Here is a 25,913-nt window from a genome sequence, read left to right on the forward strand (position 1 = left end):
CTCTAACTCCTGGCGTAACCGTCAAAGCACGCCGGTTGTTCCCTGGAAGCAGGGCGGCCGCCCGCACGCCGAAAGCTGCTCACTCCCCTGCGGTGAGGCCCTCGCTGTTCAACCGGGCCAGCATGAGCGCCTCCGCCAGAATGGCATTGCGGAAGTCACCGATGTGCAGCGACTCATTGGCACTGTGGGCCCGCGAGTCCGGGTCCTCCACGCCTGTAACCAGGATCTGCGCGTTGGGATACAGGTCGGTGAGGTCGGCAATGAAGGGGATGGACCCGCCAATGCCGGTTTCCACGGCCGGAACCCCCCAGGCCTCCCCCAGTGCCCACATGGCCACCGTTGCCGCGGCGGATGACGTATCGGTCTGGAAGGGGTTGCCCGCCTCCCCCGGCGTGAAGACCACCTTTGCACCGAAGGGCGCGTTGGCCTCGACGTGCCTGCGCACCGCTTCCATGGCCTCGGCGGGAACCTGGCCCGGCGCCAGCCGCAGGCTGAACTTTGCCCGCGCACGTGGAAGCAGTGTGTTGGATGCCACGTCCACGGCGGGGGCATCGAAGCCGATGATTGACAGCGCCGGCTTGGTCCACAGCCGCGAGGCGATGCTTCCCGTTCCGGCAAGGCGGACGCCGTCGAGTACGGACGCGTCGGCCCGGTAGTCCGCCTCCGGCATCTCGACGGCAGCCGTGTCGGTGGCCACCAGCCCTTCGATGGCAACGTTTCCGTCGGCGTCGTGAAGTGTGGCAATCAGGCGGGACAGCAGGATGGGCGCATCCAGGACCGGCCCACCGTACATGCCGGAGTGCACCGCATGGTCAAGTACCTGCACCTCGATGGTGCCGTCCACCAGGCCGCGAAGGCTGGTGGTCAGGGCCGGTATCCCGACTTTCCAGTTGCTGGAGTCAGCCACCACAATGACGTCGGCCCGCAGCAGTTCACGGTTCGCCTCCAGGAACGTCCGGAATGTGGGTGACCCCGCTTCTTCCTCGCCTTCGATGAAGAACGTCACGCCCAGCCCCAACGAGCCGGCGACGACCTCGGCAACGGCGGCGTAGGCGGCGACGTGGGCCATGATCCCGGCCTTGTCGTCCGCGGCGCCCCGGCCGTAAAGGCGTCCGTCTTTTTCGACGGCGGTGAAGGGCTCCGTTTCCCACAGGGATTCGTCGCCCACCGGCTGGACGTCATGATGGGCGTACAGCAGGACGGTGGGTTTTCCTTCGACGGCAGGACGGCGGGCGACGACGGCCGGCCCACCGGGCGTACCGTCGGCTTTGTCCACGGTCAGCACCTGGACCTCTCCGATCCCGGCACCCCGAAGGAGTTCCGCGACGGCCTCGGCGCTTCGCTCCAGGGGGGTGCGCTCAAAGCTGGGCCAGGCAATCCCGGGGATGGCAACGAGCTCCTTGAGCCGTGCAAGTGTCTGGTCGAAGGAACGGTCTACCGCTGAACGAAGATCTTCCGTCCTTCCGGTAGCTTCAGGGCCTGGTCCTGCCGTGGTGGTGGTGGTGCTGTGCGGGGTTGCCGCGGGTGATGGAGTCATGGCCAAAACATTACCCCCGTCACATTCGGGTGCCGGCCGGGGCAGGCGCGGAAGCAAGCAGCGGGCACGCCGCTGCAAGGTATTCTGGTCAGGTGTTCGGACGTAGAAAAGAAGCGCCCTCGGCGCAGGAAACCATAGACCAGCAGGCAGCGGAGGCAGCGGCGCGGCAGAACAGTGTGGCGGGCAAGGGCGCCCCGACCCCCACGCGGAAGGCCCAGGAGGCCGCCCGCAAGCGGCCGCTGGTGCCCGAGGACCGCAAGGCCTCCAAGGCCGCCGAACGCCAGGCCGTGCAGGACCAGCGCCTTAAGATGCGCCGGGCCCTGGACACCGGTGACGAGAAGTTCCTGCCGCTGCGCGACAAGGGGCCCCAGAAACGCTTCGCCCGCGACTTCGTGGACGCGCGTTTCAATCTCGGGGAATACCTGATGTTCGGTGCGTTGGTGTTCGTGCTGGTGTCCCTGGTGGTCCCGGCTTCCAGCGACATGATGATCTACGTCCTTGGCGCTTTCTGGGTCATGTTCCTGGCGGTCTTCGTGGACGTCTTCATTCTGTCCCGCAAGCTCCGCAAGCGCCTGGCGGAAAAGTTCGGGCAGGTGGAGGGCGGCACCGTCTGGTACGGTTCCATGCGGTCCCTGCAGTTCCGGAAGCTGCGGCTGCCCAAGCCCCAGGTCCAGCGCGGACAGTACCCGGCCTGACCCCACAAAATTAAACAACAGACACCCCGGCGGAAATACCGCCGGGGTGTCTGGTTTAAAGCGCCTTCCCCGTCACGGGAGGCATCCGGCAGGGCGCGTCAGGACCGCCACGTCCGCGCAAGCTGCTTGTTGATCCGGGCTGCCCAGAACGGGCCCTCGTAGAGGAAAGCGGTGTAACCCTGCACCAGGGTCGCGCCGGCGTCGAGCCTGTCCTGGACATCCCGGGCCGACTCCACGCCGCCCACCGACACGAGGGCCAGGGCGTCGCCGGTGGCGTGCTTGAGCCGCTTCAGCACCTCGAGGGAACGCTCCTTCAGGGGAGCGCCGGACAAGCCGCCTGCGCCGCATTTCTCCACCTCTTCGGCCGGCGAGGACAGTCCTGCGCGGGCGATCGTGGTGTTGGTGGCAATGATGCCGTCCAGTTTCAGGTCCAGGGCAAGGCGCGCCACGTCGTCGATGTCCTCGTCGCTGAGGTCCGGTGCGATCTTAACCAGCAGCGGTACGTGGCGTCCCGCGGCACGGTCAGCTTCCTGTCCTACGGCGGTCAGCAGCGGACGGAGCGTTTCCACGTCCTGGAGCAGCCGCAGTCCCGGGGTGTTGGGAGAACTGACGTTGACCACCAGGTAGTCAGCGGCGGGCGCCAGGCTGCGGGCGCTCACCAGGTAGTCGTCCACGGCGTCGGCAAGTTCCACCACCTTGGTTTTGCCGATGTTGACGCCGATGACCGGACGCACCGCCGGGTAGCGGCGCTGAAGCGCGGCCCGCGCGGCCTTAAGCCTGGGCGCAACGGCCGAGGCGCCGTCGTTATTGAATCCCATGCGGTTGATGACGGCCCGGTCCTGGACCAGGCGGAACAGCCGCGGTTTTTCATTGCCCGGCTGTGCCTGCCCGGTGATGGTGCCTACTTCAATGTGCCCGAATCCAAGATCCGTGAGCGCCTCGATGCCGTGCCCTTCCTTGTCAAAGCCGGCAGCCAACCCGAACGGCGACGGGAAAGTGACGCCAAAAGCGGTGGTCTGCAGGGACGGAGCAGGGTCGGTCAGCTTCTGCAGGACCCGTCCGGCGCCCGACGCATGTGCGAGACGGATGCCCTTGAATCCGATCTTGTGGGCGCGCTCGGCGTCCATCCATGAAAAGGCCAGCCTGAAGAAAGTGGGATAAACGCGCATGCCTCCAGTTTCCCGTCTCCGGGGGCGCCACACCAAAACGGAGAAGCTGCCCCACGGGCGGCGTGCCCCGGCGCGCCGGTCTAGCATGAGGCCATGCAGTGGCAGCAGGACATCCTGGGCGGGGATTTCGAGTCCCACACTTTCGCGGCCGCCGGCCCCGACGGGGTGGCACGGACGGCAACCCTGGTACGGCTCCGGCCGGATCCGGACAGCCGCGTCGCCGACGGCCACCGCCGTGCCGTGCTTTTCCTGCACGGCTGGAGCGATTATTTCTTCAACGTGGACCTGGCGCAGTTCTGGGCCTCGGCCGGTTACGACTTCTACGCACTGGACATGCACAACCACGGACGGAGCCTGCGCCCGGAGGCTCCGGGCGGTTATGTGGCGGACCTTGCCGCCTACGACGCCGAAATCGAAGACGCAGCCCGCATCATCCGCCGGGAGGGTGCGCCCGGACCGTTGGCGCTGATGGGCCATTCCACCGGGGGGCTGGTGGCGGCCCTGTGGAGCAGCGGGCATCCGGAAGCCGTTTCACTGCTGATCCTGAACAGCCCCTGGCTGGAGATGCACGGGAGTTCGCTGGTGCGGCGCGCCGCGTCCAGCATGGTCCGTCCCGTGGCCCGCTTCCGCCCGCAGGCGGTTCTCCGGCTCCCGGAGCGAGGCCACTACTGGCGCACCATCAGCAGCGCGGCCGACGGCGAGTGGCCGGTTGATGAGCGGTACCGGCCCCGCATGGCATTCCCGGTGCGCGCAGGCTGGCTGCGGGCGGTACTCGCCGGGCATGCCCGGGTGGCCCGCGGCCTGGAAATCGAGGCGCCGATTCTGGTCCTGCTCTCCAAGGGAAGCGCGAACGGCCTGCTCTGGTCCGAGGAAATGCGCCGCACCGATGCCGTCCTGGATGTGAATATCATCGGTACCCGCGCACTCACGCTGGGGCGCACGGTGACCATCGAGCGGATTGACGGTGCCCTGCACGACGTCTTCCTCTCGCCTGAGCCGATCCGCACCGATGCCTACTCGCGGCTGGCCCGGTGGCTGCGGGCCTATGGGCAGGGCTAACCCGCCTGGGGATCCGCCGGTGCAGGGGCTGCATCAACGGCACCGCCATACCGGCGGTCCCGCCTGGCATATTCTTCGACGGCGGCCCAGAGGGTCCGCCGGTCAACATCCGGCCACAGCGTGTCCATGAAGACGAACTCCGCATACGCGGACTGCCAGAGCAGGAAGTTGGACAGCCTCTGCTCCCCCGAACTGCGCAGGAAAAGGTCGACGTCGGGAAGATCGGGTTCATCCAGGTACTTCTGGATGGTCCGCTCGGTGATGGCGCCCGGCTTCAGCCTGCCGGCCGCCACGTCTTCGGCAATCGCGGACACGGCGTCGGTGATCTCGGCCCGGCCGCCGTAATTAACACACATGGTCAAATTACAGGTGGTATTTGCCACCGTGAACTGCTCGGCCTCCTCCAGCTCCCGTATTACTGAACCCCAGAGGCGCGGCCGGCGCCCCGCCCAGCGTACCCGGACACCCCAGTCGTCCAGCTGGTTCCGCTGCCTTCGAAGCACGTCCTTGTTAAATCCCATCAGGAAGCGCACCTCCTCCGGTGAACGCCGCCAGTTTTCGGTGGAGAACGCATAGACGCTGACATATTCGATGCCCAGTTCGATGGCTCCTGCCATGACATCGAGCAGCGCGGGCTCCCCCGCCTTGTGCCCCTCGATCCGCGGCAGCCCGCGCTGGTTGGCCCAGCGGCCGTTGCCGTCCATGACGATTGCCACATGCCGGGGAATGAACTCAGCCGGGATGGACGGTGCCACCGCACCGGAAGGATGCGGGTAAGGGGCCACCACGGGGTGGGTACGCTTCCGGGGGGCGTTGTTCTTTTTTCCCAGGGCCACTGTCAGCTACGCTCCACATGTTTGAGGGACTTCAATACTCGTTCCAGATGCCACTGCAGGTAAGCGGCCACCAGGCCGGCGGCCTCCTTGCGGTGCTGCAGCAAGGACGCGTCCGCGGTGCTCCAGTCCCCGGTCAGCAGGGCCGCAAGCAGGACCACGGTTTCGGCTGCGGGGGCCGGTGACCCGGGCGGCCGGCACTGTGCACAGACCATGCCGCCCAGGGGCGCGGAGAACGCCGTGTGCGGGCCCGGCATGCCGCAGCGGGAGCAGTCGGTGAAGCTGGGGGCCCAGCCGCCGGTGGCCAGGGCGCGCAGCAGGTAGGAGTCCAGGATGAGGCCCGCCGCATGTTCGTCACGGCTCAGCGCAGCGAGGGCTCCCACCAGCAGGTTGTACTGCGCGGTGCCGGCCTCGCCGTCCACGTCCGTCAGTTTCTCGGCGGTCTCCGTCATGGCGGCGGCAACCGTGTACCTGCCGTAATCCGCGGCGATGCTTCCGCCGTAGGCCCCTTTGGCGACGGCCTGCGTGACGATGTCCAGCGTGCGGCCGGAGACCAGTTGCAGGTCTGCCACCATGAAGGGTTCAAGCCGGGCACCGAAGCGGCTGCTGGTGCGGCGCACACCCTTGGCGACGGCGCGGACCTGTCCATGGTGCTTCGTCAGGAGGGTGATGATCCTGTCCGCCTCGCCCAGCTTGTGGGTACGGAGCACCACGGCGTCGTCCCGGTAGGCCCGGGAGGCAAAAGACTGTTGGACCACGCTCTATCTTCCCATCCTGCCCGGCGGCGCGCTGCCACGCCACGGTGGTGCCGCCGGTTGGTCCCGGCGGCACCACCTGCAGGTATCAGGCCCGGGCATCCCGGATGGCGCGGTTGACTGCCGAGATGACGGCCTTGAGGGACGACATGCTGGTGTTCGCGTCGATGCCGACACCCCACAGGACCCGCTCCCCCACGGCGCATTCGACGTAAGCAGCCGCCGCGGCGTTGCCGCCTTCAGACAGTGCGTGCTCGCTGTAGTCCAGCACCCGGACGTCCACGCCGTCCTCGTGGAGGATGTTCAGCAGTGCGGCAATGGGACCGTTGCCAGTGCCGGTACGGCTGACCTGGGCACCATCGATGGTGAGTGCGGCGTGAAGCGTCATGCCGCCGTCGGCGTCCGTTTCCGTCTTGACCCCGCCCAGGGAGTAGCGTCCCCACTGCCCGTCAGCCTGCCCGGAGGGCAGGTACTCGTCCTGGAAGATCTGCCAGAGCTGGGCGCCGCTGACTTCGCCGCCCACGGTGTCGGTGCGGCGCTGGATGACGCCGGAGAACTCGATCTGTGCGCGGCGGGGCAGGTCCAGGCTGTGCTCGTTCTTGAGCAGGTAAGCCACACCGCCCTTGCCGGACTGCGAGTTCACGCGGATAACGGCCTCATAGCTGCGGCCCAGGTCCTTGGGGTCAACCGGCAAGTACGGAACCTGCCAGGTGAAGTCGTCCACGGCCTTGCCTGCAGCGGCGGCGTCGCGCTCCAGGGCTTCGAAGCCCTTCTTGATCGCATCCTGGTGGGAACCCGAGAATGCGGTGAATACCAGGTCGCCACCGTACGGCGAACGCTCCGGTACCGGCAGCTGGTTGCAGTACTCAACGGTCCGGCGGACCTCGTCGATGTTGGAGAAGTCGATCATGGGGTCGATGCCCTGGACGAACATGTTCAGGCCCAGGGTGACCAGGTCCACGTTGCCGGTCCGTTCACCGTTTCCGAACAGGCAGCCTTCAATGCGGTCGGCGCCGGCCATGTAGCCCAGCTCGGCGGCAGCCACCCCTGTTCCGCGGTCGTTGTGCGGGTGCAGCGAGAGGATGATGCCTTCGCGCGGGTGCAGGTGCCGGCTCATCCACTCGATGGAATCGGCGTAGACGTTGGGGGTGGCCATTTCCACTGTGGCCGGCAGGTTGATGATCACCTGGCGGTCGGCGGAGGCTTCGAACACATCGGCCACCGCGTTGCAGACCCGGACGGCGTACTCGAGTTCGGTACCGGTAAAGGACTCCGGCGAGTACTCGTAGGTCACGTGGGTGTCCGCGAGCGTTTCCTCATACTTCTTGCACAGGCGGGCACCCTGCAGGGCGATGTCCAGGATGCCGTCTTCGTCCTGGTTGAACACGACGCGCCGCTGCAACACGGACGTGGAGTTGTAGAGGTGGACGATGGCCTGCTTGGCGCCGACGAGGGACTCGTAGGTCCGCTCGATCAGGTGTTCCCGGGCCTGGGTCAGGACCTGGATCGTGACGTCATCCGGGATGTGGTTGCCCTCGATGAGCTGGCGGACAAAGTCGAAGTCCGTCTGCGATGCCGACGGGAACCCGACCTCGATCTCCTTGTAGCCCATGCGGACCAGCAGGTCGAACATCTTCATCTTGCGGGCGGGGCTCATGGGGTCGATCAGTGCCTGGTTGCCGTCGCGCAGGTCAACGGCACACCAGCGCGGGGCCTTGGTGATCACCTTGTCCGGCCAGGTGCGGTCCGGCAGCTCAACTTTGATCTGGTCCTGGAACGGCGTGTACCGGTGGGCGGGCATTCCTGAGGGCTTCTGTGCGTTTCGCATGATGTTCGTGGCCTTTTCTATCGATCTTCAGTGAAAGGGTGGCCGGGCAACACAAACTCCGCAGCGAGGGTGGGCCGTGCGCTAGATAGCGTCTGTGGCCTCGCCGCGGCAGCTAAGGAGAAGGAGCTCTGCACGCACACTTTGAGGGTAACACGGGTGCGTAAGATGAAAGGGCACTACCGTCCGTAAAGTCCAGCATGCAGACGCCTTCCGGTGTTCCGCCCGGCAGCAGCGTCCCAGCAAAGGAGTTGCAGTGCCCATTTCGGGGATCGATCTTTCCACCATTGATCACACAGTCCGGCCGCAGGATGACCTCTACCAGCACGTCAACGGCGCGTGGCTGAAGGCCACCGAGATTCCGGATGACCGGCCCTTGGAGGGCACCTTCACCGCCCTGCGTGACGGGTCCGAGATCGCCGTCCGGGACATCATCGAGGAAGCGGCGGCCAAAGGCGACGACGCCACGGGGATCGAGCGGAAGATCGGCGGGCTGTACAACAGCTTCATGGACGAAGCCACCGTTGAGGGCAAGGGCATGGAGCCCATCCGCGGGCGGCTCGCGGAGGTTTTCGCCACGCCCTCGGTCCCGGAGCTCATTGCCCTGGCGGGCCGGTTGTTCCGCGCGGACGTGGGCGGCTTGTTCTACATCTATCCCGCCCCTGATGCGGGCAACCCCGACCGGGTCCTGCTGTACACCGGGCAGGGCGGCCTGGGCCTGCCCGACGAGTCCTACTACCGGGAAGAGAAGTTCGCCCCGATCGTCGCCGCCTACACGGCGCACGTGGAGAAGATGTTTGAACTGGCCGGCCTGGCGGATCCGAAGGGCGCCGCGGAGCGCGTGGTCGGGCTGGAGACAAAGCTGGCATCCCACCACTGGGACAACGTCACCCTCCGGGATCCGCAGAAGACCTACAACCTGAAGACGGCAGACGAAGCCACCGCACTCTTCCCCCTCTTCGCCACCTGGTTCGAGGCCGCGGGAATCGACGCTGGCAAGCGCACGGAAATCGTCGTCAGCACCCCAGACTTCTTTGCCGGCGCCGCCGGGCTCCTGGACGAAGTCCCGGTGGCCACCTGGCAGGAGTGGCTGGCCATGCGCGTCGTCAGCGCGGCGGCGCCGTACCTGTCCTCCGGGTTCGTGGATGCCAACTTCGCGTTCTACGGCACCACCATCAGCGGCACGCCCCGCAACAAGGACCGGTGGAAGCGCGGAGTGGCCGTCGTCGAGGCAGGGCTCGGGGAGGCCGTCGGCCAGATCTACGTAGCCCGGCACTTCCCCGAGTCCCACAAGGCACGGATGCAGACCCTGGTGGCGAACCTCATCGAGGCGTACCGCCGCAGCATCAATGACGTCAGCTGGATGGGCCAGGACACCAAAGCCGAGGCCCTGCGCAAGCTGGAGGCGTTCCGCGCGAAGATCGGCTACCCGGACGAGTGGATCGATTACTCGGCCGTGGAGATCGACCCCGACGACCTGCTGGGCAATGTGGAGCGCGCGCACAATGCCGACGTCGACCGTCACCTTGATGAGGTGGGCAAGCCGGTGGACCGGAACAAGTGGCTGATGACGCCGCAGACGGTCAACGCCTATTACCACCCCATGATGAATGAAATTGTGTTCCCCGCGGCCATCCTGCAGCCGCCGTTCTTCACCGCCGACGCCGACGACGCCGTGAACTACGGCGGAATTGGGGCCGTGATCGGCCACGAGATCGGACACGGCTTTGATGACCAGGGTTCACAGTTCGACGGCGGCGGGGCCCTTCGCAACTGGTGGACGGAGCAGGACCGCCGGGCCTTCGAGGCGCTGACGGCCCGCCTGGTGGCACAGTTCGATGCGCTCTCCCCCACGGCCGCGTCCGGGCACCACGTCAACGGCCGGCTCACGCTCGGCGAGAACATCGGCGACCTGGCAGGGCTGACCATCGCCTACAAGGCATACCGGATCAGCCTGGACGGCAAGGAGCCGGAGGTCCTTGACGGCCTGACCGGGGAACAGCGCTTTTTCGCGTCCTGGGCAGCTGGGTGGCGCCAAGTCATCCGGCAGGAGGAGGCCATCAGGCGGCTTGCCACCGATCCCCACTCCCCCAACGAATTCCGGACCAACGCCATCGCGAAAAACCTCGACCCGTTCCACGAGGCATTCGATGTTACCGAGGACGACGGAATGTGGATGCCCCCCGCTGAGCGCGTGAGCATCTGGTAGCTGAACAGCAAAAATGGGCCCCGCCATTGGCGGGGCCCATTTTGTTGCGGGACAGATTTGTCCGCGCAGGGAAGACCGGCTGTTACTGCCGCACGATCAGGTCAGGATTCGCCTGCTGGCACACCTTGTCCCCTGCCGTCTGGTTCACAATGTCCTGGGGCAAAGCCGCGGCGGCTCCGCCTCCTGCCCCAAAGGCAGTGCCGGTGGTGAAGTCGCTGCCGACGTACACCTGCACGCCTGCCACGCCCGGAGCAGGGATCATGAGGGTGGCAGGAATTCCCAGCAGTGCCGCCACATCGGCAGCAACGTCGGCAAAGCCATTGCCGTAATACACCGCGGTCTTTGCCACCGGCTGCGCGAGGAACTGGCCGGTCTGGGCGAAGCCGCCTGCAACCAGCGCCTGGACAAGCTCCTGGGCACGGCCGTTGATGCCACTTCCGTTGGCGACGGTCACGGGCTGGATCGCTTTGTTGTAGGGCGGCACGGGCGTCGCCGTCTCAGTGGGGGCAGGAGGTGCTGCTGTTTCGCTGGGCGACGGCGTGGTGGGCGCGGTGGGATCCGTCAGGTCCACATTCTTGCGCATTGCCGAAAAGAGCTGCGCACCTGCGGGTTCTGCGATGACCAGCCTGTTGGGGTCCACGGGCGCCGGTGTGGTGGGCACCGCGACAAACGCCACCTTGCTGATGTCGATGTCCTTGAGCCGGTTTCCGATGGTCAGCAGCGTGGGAACGGACGCAAGACCGTTGTCCACTGTCAGGTTCTGGGTCACGACGTCGGCGATCTTCAGCATTTTCGCGGGGTCGGATAGGGTCCCGTCGTCCTTGATCTTGCGGGTCAACGATGAGAGGAAGCCCTGCTGCGCCTTGATGCGGCCCAGGTCGCCGCCGTCGGCAAAGGCATGACGGGTGCGCAGGTAGGCAAGTGCCATTTCGCCCTGGACGGACGACGTTCCGGCGGGCAGCCGCAGCCGGGAGTCGGGATCGTACACCGCGTCGCTGATGCACACATCCACCCCGCCCACGGCGTTGGACAATTCCTTCACGGCGTTGAAATCAGCCATCATGAAGTGGTCCACCTGCATGCCGGTGAGCTTGTTGACCGTGTCCACGGCGCAGCCGATGCCGGCCTCGCTCATGGCCTCATTGATCATCACGCCGGTGCGGGCAGGGTAGTCCTTGTTGGTCTTCCGGTCCTTGCAGTCCGGAATGTCCACCAGGAGGTCCCGGGGAAAGCTGATGACGTTGACCCGCTTGTTGTCCTCGGAGATGTCCATCAGCATCATGACGTCCGACTTGCCGTAGCCGGTGGAATCGTCGGCGGTTCCGTACTCTGAGTTCTTCCCGTCCCGGGTGTCCGAGCCGAGGATCAGGATCTGCAGGCGTCCGGTGGCATCGTTCCCCGGGGACTCGGTGCTTTCGCCGCCGGCGTTCAGCGGGGCCTTGGAGATGTTGTTCTGGAGCCGGAAGAACCAGAACCCGGCGAACGCGGCAGCCGCCACCAGGACCAGGGCCACCACGCCGGTGACGGCCTTCAGCCACAGGGGCATGCTGCGCAGGGGGCCAAGGTGCCGTGCGGCACCGACGTCATGGCTGTCCGCGTGACGGGACGCCGGTCCCGGTCCGGCTGACAAGTCAGCCTCGTTGTCGCGGTTATCGCGGCCTCGACCCACGTGGTGAACCTTCCTCTAAAAACGAAATCCGGTCCATTTTAGTGGTCCAGTCTGGAGAACATGCCGGGAACGCCCCAGGGCGGGGCGTTTGTACGGGTCAGAAACCCAGTTTGACCAGCTGTTTCGGGTCGCGCTGCCAGTCCTTTGCCACCTTGACGTGGAGGTCCAGGTAGATGCGCGTGCCCAGGAGGGCTTCGATGCCCTTGCGGGCGTTGGTGCCGACTTCCCGCAGCCGGGCCCCGCCCTTGCCAATGATGATGGCTTTCTGGGAGGGACGCTCGACGTAGAGGTTGACGCGCACGTCCAGGAGGGGGTTGTCGTCCGGCCGGTCCTCCCGGGGGACAATTTCCTCCACCACGACGGCGAGGGAGTGCGGGAGCTCGTCCCGGACCCCTTCCAGGGCTGCTTCGCGGATCAGTTCAGCCACCATTACGGCTTCGGGCTCGTCGGTCAGTTCCCCGTCCGGATACAGGGGAGGCGACGGCGGCATGTGGCTGATCAGCACGTCGGCGACCGTTTCCACCTGGAAACCGTCGGCAGCGGAAACGGGAACGATGTCCTTCCAGCCATCCTCGCCCATCACCTCGCGGCCGAGCGCCGCCACGGCAAGGAGCTGTTCGGTGAGCGCCTGCTTGTCCACCAGGTCAGCCTTGGTGACGATGGCGATCACAGGTTTGCGGCCGACGGCGGCAAGCTGGGCGGCGATGAACTTGTCGCCGGGTCCGATCTTCTCGTTGGCAGGCAGGCAGAATCCGATGGCGTCCACCTCGGCGAGGGTGTCTGCCACGAGGTCGTTCAGGCGCTTGCCGAGCAGGGTCCGGGGACGGTGCAGGCCCGGTGTGTCCACCAGGATCAGCTGGGCGTCGTCGCGGTGGACGATGCCGCGGATGGTGTGCCGCGTGGTCTGCGGTTTGGCGGAGGTGATGGCCACCTTCTTGCCCACCAGGGCGTTGGTGAGGGTGGACTTGCCCGCGTTGGGCCTGCCGACCAGGACGGAAAAACCGGCGCGGAAACCGCCAAAGTCGTCCGGTTCGGCAGCCTTATTTTTCTTGCTCACGTGGAACTCCCTGCTGGGTTGCTTCGGCCTCTTCCAGGAGGCCTTCAAGGTCAGTCTCTACTCTTGGTGCGGGTGCCGCAATGATGTGGCTGACCCGGTTCCGCCGGCCTTCCAGCCGGTCCGCCCGCAGCGATACGCCCTGCACGTCCACGCTGCTGCCCACGATGGGAACGCGGCCCAGCGCCTTGGCGAGGAGGCCACCCACGGTGTCCACCTCGTCGTCGTCGATCTCCAGGTCGAACAGCTCGCCCAGGTCGTCGATGCCCATCCGGGCGCTGACCCGGTAGGAGCCGTCTCCCAGGGCCACGGCTTCGGCGCTCTCGGTATCGTATTCGTCGACGATCTCGCCCACGATCTCCTCGATCAGGTCTTCGAGGGTCACCAGGCCGGCAGTGCCGCCGTACTCGTCGATCACGATGGCTACGTGCGTGGACTCCTTTTGCAGTTCGCGCAGGAGGTCGCTGACGGGTTTCGACTCCGGCACGTAGCGGACCTCGCGGGCCAGCGACTCCACCAGGGGCGGCGCCTGGTCCGCTCCCAGCTGGTGGATGACGGCCGCAACGTCCTTGAGGTAGACGATGCCGAGGATGTGGTCGGTGTTCTCGTTGATGACCGGGATTCGCGAGTATCCCGAGCGCAGGAACAGGGACATGGCCTGGTGGAGGCTTGAGCCGGCGTCGATGCTGACGATGTCCGTCCTGGGAACCATGACGGCTCGCACCAGGGTGTCCCCAAAGTCGAAGACCGACTGGATCATTTCGGCTTCGGTGTCCTCGATCATGTCGGACTCACTGGCCCGGTCCACGAGTTCCCGGAACTCCTGTTCGCTGAAGAACGCGTCGTCACCGCCGGGCGCACCGGGAGCCGCGGAGCTCCCCAGGGCCACGAGCCACCCTGGAATGGGCCCCAGCACGCTGGTGAGGAACCGGACCATCGGTGCGGTGAAGCGGACCACCGCGGTGGAGTGCAGCCTGCCAAGCTGCCTGGGTGAAACACCCACGATCACGAACCCCAGGAGGGCCATGATGCCGGTGGCCACCAGGCCGGCGACCCAGACGTTGTCCAGCAGGCTGGCGATCAGGACGGCGACGGCAACGGCCGAGGCCATCTCGAACCAGACGCGCCAGAAGCGGAGGGCCCGGGTGTGGGCAACCGGTTCTGCAAGGATGCGGCGCATGGCGGTGCCGCGGCTTCTGTGGAGCGCCTGTTCAGCGTCGTGCCGGGGAAGGAAACTGAAGGCGGCCTCGGCCGCTGTCAGCAGGGCCGCGACGGCAAGGAAAACCAGTGCCACCGCGACCAGGAGCAGTTGCGTCACTGGGTCGTCTCGGCAGGTGCTTCTTTGCCGGTGAAGCCGGACAGGAGTTCCCGCTGGAGCCCGAACATCTCCGCCTTCTCTTCCGGTTCGGCATGGTCGTAGCCCAGCAGGTGAAGGATCCCATGCGTGGTGAGCAGCAGCATCTCGTCCTGCAGCGAGTGGCCCGCGTTCCGGGCCTGCACCGTGGCCACCTGCGGGCAAATGGCAATGTCGCCCAGCATGCCCTGGGGTGTGGGCCGGTCAGGGGTCCCTGGAGTCAGCTCGTCCATGGGAACCGAGAGCACGTCCGTGGCTCCCGGTTCGTCCATCAGCTCGATGTGCAGCTTCTCCATGGCCGGTTCATCCACCAGGAGGATGGAGAGTTCAGCCTGCGGATGGATGTAGAGCTGCTCAAAAATGTACCGCGACAGGGCCACGAGCCCGGACTCATCCACCTGGACGCCGGACTCGTTGTTCACCTCGATGCTCACGCGTGTTCCCCCCGTTTTTCGCGGCTTGCTGAATGTTTGACGCGGTTCCGCTGGGCTTCATCCCAGATGCTGTAGGCGTTGACGATGTCGCCAACAAGCCTGTGCCGCACAACGTCGGCGGCATCCAGGACAGAGAAGTTGACGCCCTCGATGCCCTGCAGGATTTCTTCGACGATCCGCAGCCCGGAACGCGTTCCGAAGGGCAGGTCCACCTGGGTGACGTCTCCGGTGACCACCATCCTGGATCCGAAACCGAGCCGGGTGAGGAACATCTTCATCTGTTCCGGCGTGGTGTTCTGGGCCTCGTCAAGGATGATGAAGGCGTCGTTGAGGGTGCGGCCGCGCATGTAGGCGAGGGGCGCCACCTCGATGGTGCCGGCCGCCATGAGCCGCGGGATGGATTCCGGGTCCATCATGTCGTGCAGGGCGTCGTACAGCGGGCGCAGGTAGGGATCGATCTTGTCGCTGAGCGTGCCGGGCAGGAACCCGAGCCGCTCCCCCGCCTCCACCGCAGGGCGCGTCAGGATGATCCGGCTGACCTCTTTCTGCTGCAGTGCCTGGACGGCTTTCGCCATGGCGAGATAGGTCTTGCCGGTGCCGGCCGGGCCGATGCCAAAGATGACCGTGTTGGCATCGATGGCGTCAACGTAGTTCTTTTGGTTCAGCGTCTTGGGCCTGATGGTCCTGCCGCGGCTGGAGAGGATGTCGTGGGTGAGCACATCCACGGGATTCTGGAGTGACTGGGTGCGCAGGAGGGCAACCAGCTGCTGCAGCACCGCGGGCGTGATGACTGTGCCCCGGGCCACCAGGCCACGGACTTCCTGGAGGAGCCGCATGATGCGGGGAACGTCACTGACGGGGCCGCTGATGGACAGTTCGTTGCCGCGGGCATGGAAGTTGACGTCCGGGAACTGCTCTTCGATGAACCGCAGCGCCTCGTCATGGCTGCCGAGCGACTGAACCATTTGGTCGGAGTTCTCAAAGAGGACTACTTCGGTCCGGATGCCAGGCAGGGAGTGCGGGAATTCCCCCGGACTGCCGTCGCCCGTGTTGAGCCGGCGCTTACCATTTGCTGATTCAGTCATGGTGCTGGCCCGCAGGCCCGTGGTCCCCTCGAAGATCGACATCATTTGTTTGCTTCGGCTGATGCCGGCGCCCCTTGCACGGTGCTCCTTGCCCAGCGATCCCTTTATCTTACGCCAGCACCCGCCCTGACCGGGCACTGGAACGCATACCAGGCCGGTCACCCGGCTGCCCGCGGCACCGGCCCTTCAGCCAGGGAAGTGGACCCGCAAACGGGTAAGAATGCAGCGTTAGGTATCAACTTCATATCGGCCTCATATCGTTCCCGTTGCAGTTGCGGCCGGGGAGGCCAAAGAGCGGCTGGAGGCACCCTCCCCTGTGCAATGCTGGAAATCCAGCGTCTGCTGGAACGCCAGGCCGCCAGGGGGATCGGCCCGCCACGCCAGGAAAGGACTAGGCAGGACAGTGCCGGAAACCTCTGTGCCCGAACGGGCAGGACGACCGATGGGCCGAGTGCGCCCTGCCGTCCTCGCAGGAATCCTGGTGCTCGTTCCCGCCCTTGCAGCCTGCACCGCCGAGAACGGACCAACGCCCTCCGCCACCTCCGCCTCAGTCCCGGCCACAGGCGGCACCATGCCGGACGCGCCGGCCACCAGCGCCCCACTGGAAACCACCCAGTCCTCCAATAAGGCCCCGGTGTACTGGATTGGCCGCAGCGGCGGGAACATCTTCCTCTACCGTGAGTTCCGGGACGTTCCGGAACAGGAGAACCCGGTGACACGGGCACTCCGCGCCATGATGTCGGAGAAGCCGCTGGACCCCGACTTCTTTACGCCCTGGCAGAACCCGGACAAACTTGCCACCTCCATCTCGGGCAAGGACATCATCACGGTCGACGTCTCGGCCGACGCCTTCAACAGCAACCTCGACGCCGACATGGCCGCCCGCGCCATCCAACAGCTGATCTACACGGCGACCGCCGCCGCTGCCAGTTCGGGCCTGATCGACACAGGGCAGCAGGTCCGGGTGCGGATCCTCGTGGACGGCCACACGGACTATGTCGCGTTCGGAAAAGTCCAGCTGGGCGCACTGATGACCCGGGCAGCCGGGCTGGTGGCGCCGGTGTGGATCATTGATCCGCAGGAAAGCACCGAGGTACCTGCCGGCAGCGTAAAGATCACCGGCCGCAGCACGTCGCCGGGAGCAAAGCTCCGCTGGCAGATCCTGCAGTCCGGGGACGGCGGCAGCAAGGCCCCGTTCCTGACCGGTGAAACCACGGCCGGCGCCGGGCAGGGGCAGGCGGGCGTCTTTACGCTGGCACTGACCTTGCCGGCCGGCGACTATGAGCTCCGGGTGGCGCAGGCAGGGTCCGGCGGGGAGCCGGACCGCAACGAGGACACCAGGTCCTTCAAGGTCAGGTAGCCGTCCACCGGCCGAGGATGTCGCTTGCAAGCACGACGGCGGCAGGCCCGGCCGTGGAGGACCGCAGGACGTGGTGCCCCAACAGGGCGGTCACAGCGCCTTTGTCGCAGAGTTTCGTTACTTCCCGCGGGCTGATTCCGCCTTCCGGGCCGACGATCAGCAGGACTTCCCGGATTCCGTCGTGCCCACTCCCCTGCCACGCTTCCAGGACGGTCCGTAGCGGACGCACGGCATCTTCGTGGAGGATGACGGCCAGGTCTGCACCCTCCACGGCGGCGGAAAGCCCGGCAGTATCGACGGCGGCCCGGACCTCGGGGATCCAGGCGCGCCGCGCCTGCTTGGCGGCGGCGGCCACGGTGGACTCCCACTTGGCGTGGGCGCGGGCGGCCCTGTCACCTTTCCAGCGCACGATGGACCGCTCCGACTGCCAGGGTATGACGGCATCGATGCCCAGCTCGGTGGCCGTTTCAATGGCCAGTTCGTCGCGGTCGCCCTTGGCCAGGGCCTGAACCAGCACCAGACGGACGTCCGGCCTGTCTTCCATTGCCAGTGCGCCGCACTCCACTTCAAGTCCCGTGGGCGCGGCGGAGGCGACCTTGCCGCTCATGCGCGCGCCGGCGCCGTCGACAATGTCCACGGCCTCGCCCGGAGACAGGCGTTTGACGGTGACTGCATGCCGGGCCTCCGCCCCTTCGAGGACAAAGAGCTGGCCGGGCACCATGCCCGCCAGTGAACCGGCGGAGGTGAAGAAGACGGGGTTGCTCACCGCTACAGGTTACCGAGCCGGTCCCGGAGCTTGGCGAACATGCCGCCGCTGGCGGCGAGCTTGCCCTCGGTGATCTGTTCGCCGCGGAGCTTGGCGAGCTGCCGGAGGAGGTCCTCCTGTGCCGGGTCGAGCTTGGCCGGAGTGTCCACCTGGAGGTGGACCTTCAGGTCCCCGCGGCCGTATCCCCGCAGGTGCGTGACACCCAGGCCACGCAGGGTGATGATCTCGCCGGACTGTGTTCCGGGCTTGACGTCGATGTCCTGGGTACCGTCGAACGTTTCCAGGCTGACGTCCGTGCCCAGTGCAGCCGCCGTCATGGGGATGTGCAGGGTGGCGTGGAGGTCATCGCCTTCCCGCACGTAGGTGGCGTCATTGTTGACGCGGATTTCCACGTACAGGTCACCGGTCGGTCCGCCTGCAGGTCCGGCTTCGCCCTGCCCGGCGAGCTGGATCCGGGTTCCGGTGGCCACACCAGCGGGAACCTTGATGGTCAGCGACCGCCGGCTGCGGATACGGCCCTGGCCGCTGCACTCGTTACAGGGATCCTTGATGACCGTGCCGAAACCTTCGCAGGTGCCGCAGGGGGCGGCCGTCATGACCTGGCCCAGGATGGAACGCACGGCCCGCTGGACCTGGCCGCTGCCGCCGCAGATGTCGCAGCGCTCGGGGTGGGTGCCGGGCCGGCAGCAGGATCCGTCACAGGTGGGGCAGACCACGGCAGTATCCACTTCGAGCTTCTTGTTCACGCCGAACACGGCGTCGCGAAGGTCGATCCGGACGCTGATAAGGGCGTCCTGGCCGCGGCGGACGCGGGAAGCCGGGCCGGAGGTGCCACCGGCGCCGAAGAAGGTGTCGAAGATGTCCTGGAAAGCGAAGCCCTGGCCCGCGTAACCGGCACCGCCGAAGCCGTTGTCCGTGCCGTTCTCGTTGCCTGTGGTGTCGTAGATCCTCCGCTTTTGGGGGTCGGAAAGGACCTCGTAGGCGTGAGTTACTGCCTTGAAGCGTTCTGAAGCGTCCGCACCGGGGTTTACATCCGGGTGAAGGCTGCGGGCCAGTTTGCGGTAGGCCTTTTTGATCTCTTCGCCCGTAGCTTCGGGTGAGACTCCAAGGACGTCATAGTGGCTGCTCAAAGTTCGTATCTCTTCCTTGTTGTACTGCGTTCAGTTTGGGCGGCCCCGCTCTGTGTTCCGGTCCGGAAAAGGCTCCGGCGGCGAAGAGTCAGGGCCCCAAAATCCTGGAAAGGTAGCGGGCCACAGCCCTGACGGCGGCCATGGTGGTGGGATAGTCCATCCTGGTTGGGCCGAGGATCCCTACCTTCGCGGCGCTGTCCGGGCCGTAGCCGGTGGCCACCACGGAGGCTTCGGCAAGGCCGTCATAAGGGTTTTCCCTTCCGATACTGACAGCCACTCCCCGGTGGTCCTGGGCCATTTCGCTCAACAGCCGCAGCATCACCACCTGTTCCTCCAGTGCCTCGAGCACGGGGCCGATGCTGAGGGGGAAATCCACGTTGGACCTGGCCAGGTTCGCCGTTCCGGCCATGACCATCCGGTCCTCCCTGGTGTTTTGCGCCAGCCCCTCGAGGCCAAGTGCCAGGGCGTGCGCGGCCTGGCGCTGGCCGTGCGCGGTGCCGGCCACGACGGCGGGGAGCGCCTTGGCCAGCTGGCTGAGCGGAGTTCCGGCCAGTGCGGCAAGGAAGCGGGTGCGGAGCGCGGCCAGGGCGTCGTCGCCAAGGTCCTGGCCGACGTCGATGACCCGCTGCTCCACCTTGCCGCTGTTCGCAATCAGCACCACCAGCACCTTGCGGGGGGCCAGGAGCACGAACTCGATGTGGCGCACCAGTGCCTTGCTGAGGTGCGGATACTGGACCACAGCCACCTGGTTGGTCAGCTGCGACAGCAGCCGGACGGTGCGGTCCAGGGCGTCGTCGAGGTCGTCTGCGCCTTCCAGGAGGGACTGGATGGCCCGGCGCTCCGCTGCCGACAGGGGCTTGACTGCCGAGATCTGGTCGACAAAGAGCCGGTAGCCCTTGTCCGTGGGAATCCGGCCTGCACTGGTGTGCGGGGCCGTGATCAATCCCTCGTCTTCAAGGGCCGCCATGTCATTGCGGATGGTTGCGCTGGAAACGCCAAGATGATGCCGTTCGACCAATGCCTTTGACCCGACCGGTTCGCGGGAGTGGACGTAGTCCTCCACGATGGCCCGCAGCACTTCCAGTTTGCGTGGCTCGCTCACTCTCCACCTCCATCCATGGTCCGGGGCGCATACCCCGCCAGGTGCCACCAGTGTTAGCACTCGACATGCCTAAGTGCTAACAGTCTATTATGCCTCGGCCCGTTGTTAGCATTGGTACCGCTCCGGGCGAAATTCCGGTGCGGAGGACCTAGCGCTAGGCGGATTGAATCCATGGATTACCAAAACTGGGGGCCCCGCGGCATTTCCGCCCCGGCCAAGGCGGAATTGCCCGAGGTGCCGGTGGAGCGGGGCATGGTGCTCGAGGATGTCCAGTCGGGCTGGGTAGGCGCCGTCACCCGGGTGGAAAAGTCCGGCGGCATGCACGTCGTGGCGCTGGAGGACCGCCGAGGGAAGTCCCGGTCCTTCAAGCTCGGCTTCGGTTTCCTCCTTGAGGGCCGCCCCATCCGGCTGATGCCTCCCGCCGCCCGGCCGGCAGCCTCCGGCCCCGCCGCCGGCAGGACAGCCTCAGGCTCCGTCCGGGTCGCCGGCCAGCGGGCCCAGGTCGCCAAGGCAAGCCGAATCTGGGTGGAAGGCAAGCACGACGCCGAACTGGTGGAAAAGGTCTGGGGAGACGACCTTCGGGTGGAAGGCATCGTCGTCGAACCCCTGCACGGCATTGACGACCTCACCGCTGCAGTTGCCGCCTTCAAACCGGGGCCGGGCCGTCGCCTCGGCGTGCTCGTTGACCACCTCGTCCCTGACTCCAAAGAGTCCCGGATAGCCGACGCCGTCATGGCATCCCCCGGCGCGGCCGGAAATGTCCTGATCGTGGGCCATCCCTATGTGGACGTCTGGCAGGCAATCCGGCCCGCGGTCCTCGGGATCGACAAATGGCCTGCCGTGCCGCGCGGACAGGATTGGAAGACTGGAATTCTGAAGGCCTTTGGCTGGCCGCACGCCACCAAGGAGGACATCGGGCTGGGGTGGCAGAAACTGCTGGGCGCGGTCCGTACCTATGCGGACCTGGAAGCGTCGCTGCTGGGGCGGGTTGAGGAAGTCATCGACTTCCTCACCGTCCCCTGAAGGCCGGGCCCCGGCCCGGGAGCCAGTATTCTTGGTAGTGCAGCGCCTTTTCCGAAGGCCGCTGCACACCGCGCCCGTACATGAAGTCAGCACCACTTGCACCTCCGAAGGAACAGACTGTGGCAGAAAACGCACGTGATCACAGGGACGGCCAGGGCCGTTCCGAGTACCATGGCGTCCCCGCCAATGCGCTGCCGCTCACGGCCAGCGAAGACCGCCAATGGGCCACGCTCGCGCATTTCGGCGGGATACTGGGGTGCGTCCCCTCGCTGCTGATCTACCTGATCTTCCGTGACCGCGGCCCGTTCACCGCGCAGGAATCCAAAGAAGCGTTGAACTTCAGCCTGCCGCCCACCATCGCCGCCGTGCTGGCCAACATCCTGGTGTTCATACCTTATGTGGGAAACATCTTCGCGGTCATCGCCACCCTGATCTGGGTGGCGCTCACCTGCTTCTCCGTGGCAGCAGGGATCCACGTCAACAAGGGCCAGCCGCACCGTTACCAGTTCAACCTGCGCTGGATTAAGTAGCCGCGCCTCCCCGCGGGGCCACCGGCCCCGCGGGGAGGACCCGACGGGCGTGGGCCCAGTCAGTCGGGCAGGATACGGCGGACTACCGCGTCTGCCAGGAGCCTGCCCTTGAGCGTGAGGACCAGGCGGCCCTGGAAGGCAGCGGCAGGTTCCACCAGGCCGTCCGCGATGAGGCCGGCCACTTGATGCCGTCCGGCTGCGCTAAGAGTGGAGACTTCAAGCCCTGACTGCAGGCGCGCCTCCAGCATCACCCGCTCCAGGTTCCTGGTTTCGGCACCCAGGGTCTCCCTGCCCGCCGCAGGCGACAGGCCCTGGGACAGGCGGTTCGCATAAGCGGATGGGTGCTTCACGTTCCACCAGCGCACCCCGCCCACGTGAGAGTGCGCGCCGGGGCCGATGCCCCACCAGTCGTCGCCACGCCAGTAGGCCAGGTTGTGGCGGCACGCGTGCTCCGGGCTCCGCGCCCAGTTGCTGACCTCATACCAGCCGAGCCCGGCTTCGGTGATGAGCTGGTCGGCGAGTTCGTACTTGTCGGCGTGGTCGTCGTCGTCAATTCCCGGCACCTCGCCGCGGCGCATCTGCGCGGCCAGCTTGGTCCCGTCCTCGACAATCAGGGCGTAGGCGCTGATGTGGTCCGGCTGGTAGGAGAGTGCCGTCTCCAGGGAGTGGCGCCAGTCCGCCAGCGACTCCCCCGGCGTGCCGTAAATCAGGTCCAGGCTGACATCCAGCCCGGCCTCCCGCGCCCACTGCACCACCTGCGGAACGCGGCTGGGCGTGTGGGTGCGGTCCAGGACCTTGAGCACGTGCGGGACGGCGGACTGCATGCCGAAGGAAATCCTGGTGAAGCCCGCCTCCTTGAGGACGGCGAGGGATTCGGGGGTGACCGAATCGGGGTTGGCTTCGGTGGTGACCTCGGCTCCGTCCTCGATGCCCCACTGGTCAATGGCAGCGCGAAGGATCAGGGCGAGGTCATCTGCCGGCAGCAGGGTGGGCGTGCCGCCGCCGAAAAAGACAGTGCCGAGCTTCCGCTCCGGCAGCCCTGACCGTGCCATCACGGTGCCGGCCAGGGACACTTCCGACACGGCGGTTTGGGCGTAGGCATCCTGTGACGCGCCGCCGCCCAGTTCCGTGGCGGTGTAGGTGTTGAAATCGCAGTACCCGCAGCGCACGGCGCAGAACGGGATGTGGACGTACAGGCCAAAGGCCCGGGCCGCCGCACCGTCCGCCGCCTGTGCAGGCAGCAGACCGTCCGACGGCGCCGGGTCGCCGAGGGGAAGAACGCTGGGCATCAGCGGGTCCCCTGCTGCGCAGTGGTCACTTCTTCTTGGCCTTGTCCTTTGATTCGTCGGTGGTGAGGGCCGCGATGAACGCTTCCTGCGGTACCTCCACCGTTCCCACCATCTTCATGCGCTTCTTGCCTTCTTTTTGCTTTTCCAGCAGCTTGCGCTTTCGTGAGATGTCACCGCCGTAGCACTTGGCCAGCACGTCCTTGCGGATGGCCCGGATGCTTTCGCGGGCGATGATCCTGGATCCGATGGCCGCCTGGATGGGCACCTCGAACTGTTGCCGCGGGATGAGTTCGCGGAGCTTTCCGGTCATCATCACGCCGTAGGCGTAGGCCTTGTCCCGGTGGGTGATGGCGCTGAAAGCGTCCACTTGCTCGCCCTGGAGCATGATGTCCACCTTCACCAGGTCGGCAACCTGCTCGCCGTCGGCCTTCCAGTCCAGGGAGCCGTAGCCACGGGTCTTTGACTTCAGGATGTCGAAGAAGTCGAAGACGATTTCCGCCAGCGGCAGCCGGTAGCGGATTTCCACCCGGTCCTCGGAGAGATAGTCCATGCCGCCCATCACGCCGCGGCGGGACTGGCACAGTTCCATGATGGCGCCGACGAATTCGTTGGGGGCCAGGATGGTCGCCGAGACCATCGGTTCGCGGACCTCGGCGATTTTGCCCGTGGGGTACTCGCTGGGGTTGGTCACGCGGACTACCTTCTTATCCTCCAGGGTCACCTCGTATTCCACGTTGGGTGCCGTGGAGATGAGGTCCAGGTTGTATTCGCGTTCCAGGCGTTCGCGGGTGATCTCAAGGTGCAGCAGGCCCAGGAAACCCACGCGGAAGCCGAAGCCCAGCGCAGCGGAGGTCTCCGGTTCGTACACCAGTGCGGCGTCGTTGAGCATGAGCTTTTCGAGGGCGTCGCGCAGCACCGGGTAGTCAGCGCCGTCCAGCGGGTACAGGCCCGAGAACACCATGGGTTTGGCATCGGCGTAGCCGGGCAGGGACTCGGCGGCCGGCTTGGCCAGGTTGGTGACGGTGTCGCCCACTTTGGACTGGCGGACGTCCTTCACACCGGTGATCAGGTAGCCCACTTCGCCAACACCGAGGCCCTTGGAGGGTGTGGGTTCCGGGGAGCTGACGCCGATTTCCAGGAGTTCGTGCGAGGCCCTGGTGGACATCATCTGGATGCGTTCACGCGGGTGGAGCATCCCGTCCACCACGCGCACATAGGTCACCACGCCGCGGTAGGTGTCGTAGACCGAGTCGAAGATCATGGCACGGGCCGGCGCGTCGGGGTCGCCCTTTGGCGCCGGGAGGTCGCGGACGATCTTGTCCAGGAGGGCTTCCACGCCAACGCCGGTCTTGCCGGACACCCGCAGCACATCCTCGGGGTCGCCGCCGATCAGGCTGGCGAGCTCGGCGGCGTACTTTTCAGGCTGCGCCGCCGGCAGGTCGATTTTGTTCAGGACCGGGATGATGGCGAGGTTGTTCTCCATCGCCAGGTACAGGTTCGCGAGCGTCTGGGCCTCAATGCCCTGGGCTGCGTCCACCAGCAGGATTGCGCCCTCGCAGGCGGCCAGTGACCTGGAGACCTCATAAGTGAAGTCCACGTGCCCCGGGGTGTCGATCATGTTCAGCGCGTAACTGACACCGTCCACCTCCCACGGCATGCGGACGGCCTGGGACTTGATGGTGATGCCGCGTTCGCGCTCGATGTCCATGCGGTCCAGGTACTGGGCCTTCATGTCGCGCGCCTGGACCACCCCGGTGGACTGCAGCATACGGTCAGCCAGGGTGGACTTGCCGTGGTCGATATGCGCGATGATGCAAAAGTTCCGAATAATTGCCGGATCTGTCGCGGCGGGCACCGGTGCGGTGCGGGCCATGGGAGACACGCAGGGTCCTTACTGTTGGCTTTTCTGCAGCCATCCGCCAGGCACGCGAAAGGCGCCTGCGGTCCAGCCGCACATCTTCAACGTCCAGTGTCCCACGTCCGCGACCCCGCCACCGCATCCTGGCTGGCCCATGCACGCTGTTTCAACGGCAGCCCCGCCGATAGGCTGTCGGGATGGCCATAGATCTCCGCTCCCTGGGAAACGCCGTCCGCCGCGGCCTGCGCATGCTGCAGAAACGGTCCATCGCCCCGCGGCCGGTCCAGGACCAGCGCCCCGGCGGCAATCGGCGCGCCGACGGCCAAGGTGTTCCCGGCGAAGCGGCGGCCTATCCCGGCGATTACCGTGGCCGCGCCTCTGTCCGCTACGCTCCGCAGCCCGACGGCGACCCCGATCCGGGCGAGGTGGTGTGGGCCTGGGTGCCCTATGAGGAGGATCACGGCAAGGGGAAGGACCGGCCCGTGCTGCTGGTGGGGCACAACGGCCCCTTCCTCCTGGGGCTCATGCTGACCAGCAGGGACAGGGTTCCTGCCGGGACGTCGTCCGGGGACTACGTGGATCTCGGCTCCGGGGGTTGGGACAGGCAGGGCCGGGCAAGTGAGGTGCGGCTGGACCGGATCCTGCAGATCCGCCCGGACAGCATCCGGCGCGAAGGCGCGGTATTGGACAAGGCGCGGTTCGAGAAGGTGGCGTCCGGGCTTCGGCGGCGACACGGCTGGGCCTGACCCGCTGAAATGGCCAGAGCCGCCGCTGACCTGCTAGTCTTTATTGCTGTGTGTCCGTGCAGGTCGACGGTCACTGATGGTTGGCCGCCATAGGTATCCCCACGCCGCTCAGTCAAGGCCAGCCTGAAAGCCCTCTAGACCATTTCCGCATTACAAAGAGAGTTCACACGTGGCGAATATCAAGTCCCAGAAGAAGCGCATCCTGACCAACGAGAAGGCCCGCCTGCGCAACAACGCAGTCAAGTCCGAGCTGAAGACGGCCATCCGCGCCGTCAACACCGCTGTTGAGTCCGCTGACAAGGAAGCTGCTACTACTGCGCTCGTTTCTGCCAGCCGTAAGCTGGACAAGGCTGTCAGCAAGGGTGTTCTGCACAAGAACAACGCAGCGAACCGTAAGTCGGCGATCTCCAAGAAGGTCAACGCACTCTAAG

Annotated in this window: 23 protein-coding genes; 8 read left to right on the top strand and 15 right to left on the bottom strand. The window is 66.2% G+C overall.

What is annotated here, in order from left to right; all coding sequences use genetic code 11:
- Positions 1-79: 79 nt before the first annotated feature.
- Positions 80-1,537 carry a dipeptidase gene (locus AB0280_RS03150; RefSeq protein WP_366366171.1) on the bottom strand — a complete coding sequence of 486 codons (1,458 nt, stop codon included), beginning with the start codon at positions 1,535-1,537 and terminating at the stop codon, positions 80-82.
- 92 nt (positions 1,538-1,629) lie between these two features.
- Here AB0280_RS03150 and AB0280_RS03155 point away from each other — a divergent pair, with 92 nt between their 5' ends.
- Positions 1,630-2,232, top strand: coding sequence for a DUF3043 domain-containing protein (locus AB0280_RS03155; RefSeq protein ID WP_159631954.1), 603 nt, complete (start codon positions 1,630-1,632; stop codon positions 2,230-2,232).
- A gap of 98 nt (positions 2,233-2,330) precedes the next feature.
- On the opposite strand, the gene AB0280_RS03160 is transcribed toward AB0280_RS03155, so the two are convergent.
- Positions 2,331-3,401 (bottom strand): quinone-dependent dihydroorotate dehydrogenase, encoded by a 1,071-nt coding sequence (locus tag AB0280_RS03160; RefSeq protein ID WP_366366172.1) that lies wholly within the window; start codon positions 3,399-3,401, stop codon positions 2,331-2,333.
- 93 nt (positions 3,402-3,494) lie between these two features.
- On the opposite strand from AB0280_RS03160, the gene AB0280_RS03165 reads away from it, so the two are divergent.
- Positions 3,495-4,460 (top strand): alpha/beta hydrolase, encoded by a 966-nt coding sequence (locus AB0280_RS03165; RefSeq protein ID WP_366366173.1) that lies wholly within the window; start codon positions 3,495-3,497, stop codon positions 4,458-4,460.
- Here the strand turns inward: AB0280_RS03165 and AB0280_RS03170 are convergent.
- The 3 genes from AB0280_RS03170 to leuA form a co-directional block, all read right to left on the bottom strand.
- A complete protein-coding gene (locus tag AB0280_RS03170) occupies positions 4,457-5,296 on the bottom strand; it encodes an isoprenyl transferase (RefSeq protein ID WP_366366174.1) in 840 nt (279 codons plus the stop codon). The genes AB0280_RS03165 and AB0280_RS03170 overlap by 4 nt on opposite strands.
- A gap of 2 nt (positions 5,297-5,298) precedes the next feature.
- On the bottom strand, positions 5,299-6,051 hold the full coding sequence (recO, locus tag AB0280_RS03175; RefSeq protein WP_224026121.1) for a DNA repair protein RecO: 753 nt from the start codon (positions 6,049-6,051) through the stop codon (positions 5,299-5,301).
- Positions 6,052-6,136: 85 nt separating this feature from the next.
- Positions 6,137-7,876, bottom strand: a complete 1,740-nt coding sequence (leuA, locus tag AB0280_RS03180; protein WP_366366175.1) for a 2-isopropylmalate synthase — start codon at positions 7,874-7,876, stop codon at positions 6,137-6,139.
- Positions 7,877-8,129: 253 nt separating this feature from the next.
- Here leuA and AB0280_RS03185 point away from each other — a divergent pair, with 253 nt between their 5' ends.
- On the top strand, positions 8,130-10,082 hold the full coding sequence (locus tag AB0280_RS03185; RefSeq protein WP_366366176.1) for a M13 family metallopeptidase: 1,953 nt from the start codon (positions 8,130-8,132) through the stop codon (positions 10,080-10,082).
- Positions 10,083-10,164: 82 nt separating this feature from the next.
- On the opposite strand, the gene AB0280_RS03190 is transcribed toward AB0280_RS03185, so the two are convergent.
- From AB0280_RS03190 to AB0280_RS03210, 5 genes are all read right to left on the bottom strand, one after another.
- Complete coding sequence (locus tag AB0280_RS03190; RefSeq protein WP_224026124.1) at positions 10,165-11,751, bottom strand: LCP family protein; 1,587 nt, start codon at positions 11,749-11,751, stop codon at positions 10,165-10,167.
- 97 nt (positions 11,752-11,848) lie between these two features.
- Entirely contained in the window at positions 11,849-12,808 is a 960-nt protein-coding gene (era, locus tag AB0280_RS03195; RefSeq protein ID WP_159631946.1) for a GTPase Era, read from the bottom strand.
- Positions 12,792-14,123: a hemolysin family protein gene (locus AB0280_RS03200; RefSeq protein WP_366366177.1), complete on the bottom strand. Its 1,332-nt coding sequence runs from the start codon at positions 14,121-14,123 to the stop codon at positions 12,792-12,794. Before AB0280_RS03200 ends, era begins: the two co-directional genes overlap by 17 nt.
- A complete protein-coding gene (gene ybeY, locus AB0280_RS03205; protein WP_159631944.1) occupies positions 14,120-14,593 on the bottom strand; it encodes an rRNA maturation RNase YbeY in 474 nt (157 codons plus the stop codon). Before ybeY ends, AB0280_RS03200 begins: the two co-directional genes overlap by 4 nt.
- Positions 14,590-15,678 carry a PhoH family protein gene (locus AB0280_RS03210; protein WP_159635493.1) on the bottom strand — a complete coding sequence of 363 codons (1,089 nt, stop codon included), beginning with the start codon at positions 15,676-15,678 and terminating at the stop codon, positions 14,590-14,592. The genes ybeY and AB0280_RS03210 overlap by 4 nt, the downstream gene beginning before the upstream one ends.
- Positions 15,679-16,120: 442 nt before the next feature.
- Between AB0280_RS03210 and AB0280_RS03215 the strand changes: the two genes are divergently transcribed.
- Positions 16,121-17,038, top strand: coding sequence for a GerMN domain-containing protein (locus AB0280_RS03215; protein WP_366366178.1), 918 nt, complete (start codon positions 16,121-16,123; stop codon positions 17,036-17,038).
- Here the strand turns inward: AB0280_RS03215 and AB0280_RS03220 are convergent.
- From AB0280_RS03220 to hrcA, 3 genes are all read right to left on the bottom strand, one after another.
- The gene (locus AB0280_RS03220; protein ID WP_224026127.1) at positions 17,031-17,804 is read right to left on the bottom strand and encodes a 16S rRNA (uracil(1498)-N(3))-methyltransferase; all 774 of its coding nucleotides are present in this window, start codon (positions 17,802-17,804) and stop codon (positions 17,031-17,033) included. The genes AB0280_RS03215 and AB0280_RS03220 overlap by 8 nt on opposite strands.
- A 2-nt stretch (positions 17,805-17,806) precedes the next feature.
- Positions 17,807-18,934 carry a molecular chaperone DnaJ gene (gene dnaJ / locus AB0280_RS03225; RefSeq protein WP_366366179.1) on the bottom strand — a complete coding sequence of 376 codons (1,128 nt, stop codon included), beginning with the start codon at positions 18,932-18,934 and terminating at the stop codon, positions 17,807-17,809.
- Positions 18,935-19,022: 88 nt separating this feature from the next.
- Positions 19,023-20,036: a heat-inducible transcriptional repressor HrcA gene (gene hrcA, locus AB0280_RS03230; protein WP_366366180.1), complete on the bottom strand. Its 1,014-nt coding sequence runs from the start codon at positions 20,034-20,036 to the stop codon at positions 19,023-19,025.
- Between the two features lie 171 nt (positions 20,037-20,207).
- Between hrcA and AB0280_RS03235 the strand changes: the two genes are divergently transcribed.
- On the top strand, positions 20,208-21,059 hold the full coding sequence (locus tag AB0280_RS03235; RefSeq protein WP_159631939.1) for a DUF3097 domain-containing protein: 852 nt from the start codon (positions 20,208-20,210) through the stop codon (positions 21,057-21,059).
- Positions 21,060-21,178: 119 nt separating this feature from the next.
- The gene (locus AB0280_RS03240; RefSeq protein WP_366366181.1) at positions 21,179-21,589 is read left to right on the top strand and encodes a DUF4870 domain-containing protein; all 411 of its coding nucleotides are present in this window, start codon (positions 21,179-21,181) and stop codon (positions 21,587-21,589) included.
- Between the two features lie 59 nt (positions 21,590-21,648).
- On the opposite strand, the gene hemW is transcribed toward AB0280_RS03240, so the two are convergent.
- Both hemW and lepA read right to left on the bottom strand, forming a co-directional pair.
- Positions 21,649-22,878, bottom strand: coding sequence for a radical SAM family heme chaperone HemW (gene hemW, locus AB0280_RS03245; RefSeq protein WP_366366182.1), 1,230 nt, complete (start codon positions 22,876-22,878; stop codon positions 21,649-21,651).
- Between the two features lie 25 nt (positions 22,879-22,903).
- A complete protein-coding gene (lepA, locus tag AB0280_RS03250; protein WP_043454334.1) occupies positions 22,904-24,760 on the bottom strand; it encodes a translation elongation factor 4 in 1,857 nt (618 codons plus the stop codon).
- A 173-nt stretch (positions 24,761-24,933) separates the two neighbouring features.
- Between lepA and AB0280_RS03255 the strand changes: the two genes are divergently transcribed.
- Together AB0280_RS03255 and rpsT are read left to right on the top strand one after the other, a co-directional pair.
- Positions 24,934-25,482 (top strand): type II toxin-antitoxin system PemK/MazF family toxin, encoded by a 549-nt coding sequence (locus tag AB0280_RS03255; RefSeq protein ID WP_366366183.1) that lies wholly within the window; start codon positions 24,934-24,936, stop codon positions 25,480-25,482.
- A 169-nt stretch (positions 25,483-25,651) separates the two neighbouring features.
- Positions 25,652-25,912 carry a 30S ribosomal protein S20 gene (rpsT, locus tag AB0280_RS03260; protein WP_018761400.1) on the top strand — a complete coding sequence of 87 codons (261 nt, stop codon included), beginning with the start codon at positions 25,652-25,654 and terminating at the stop codon, positions 25,910-25,912.
- Position 25,913: the final 1 nt, after the last annotated feature.

The organism is Pseudarthrobacter sp. 902506025 (genome assembly GCF_040702325.1).
GTDB lineage: Bacteria > Actinomycetota > Actinomycetes > Actinomycetales > Micrococcaceae > Arthrobacter.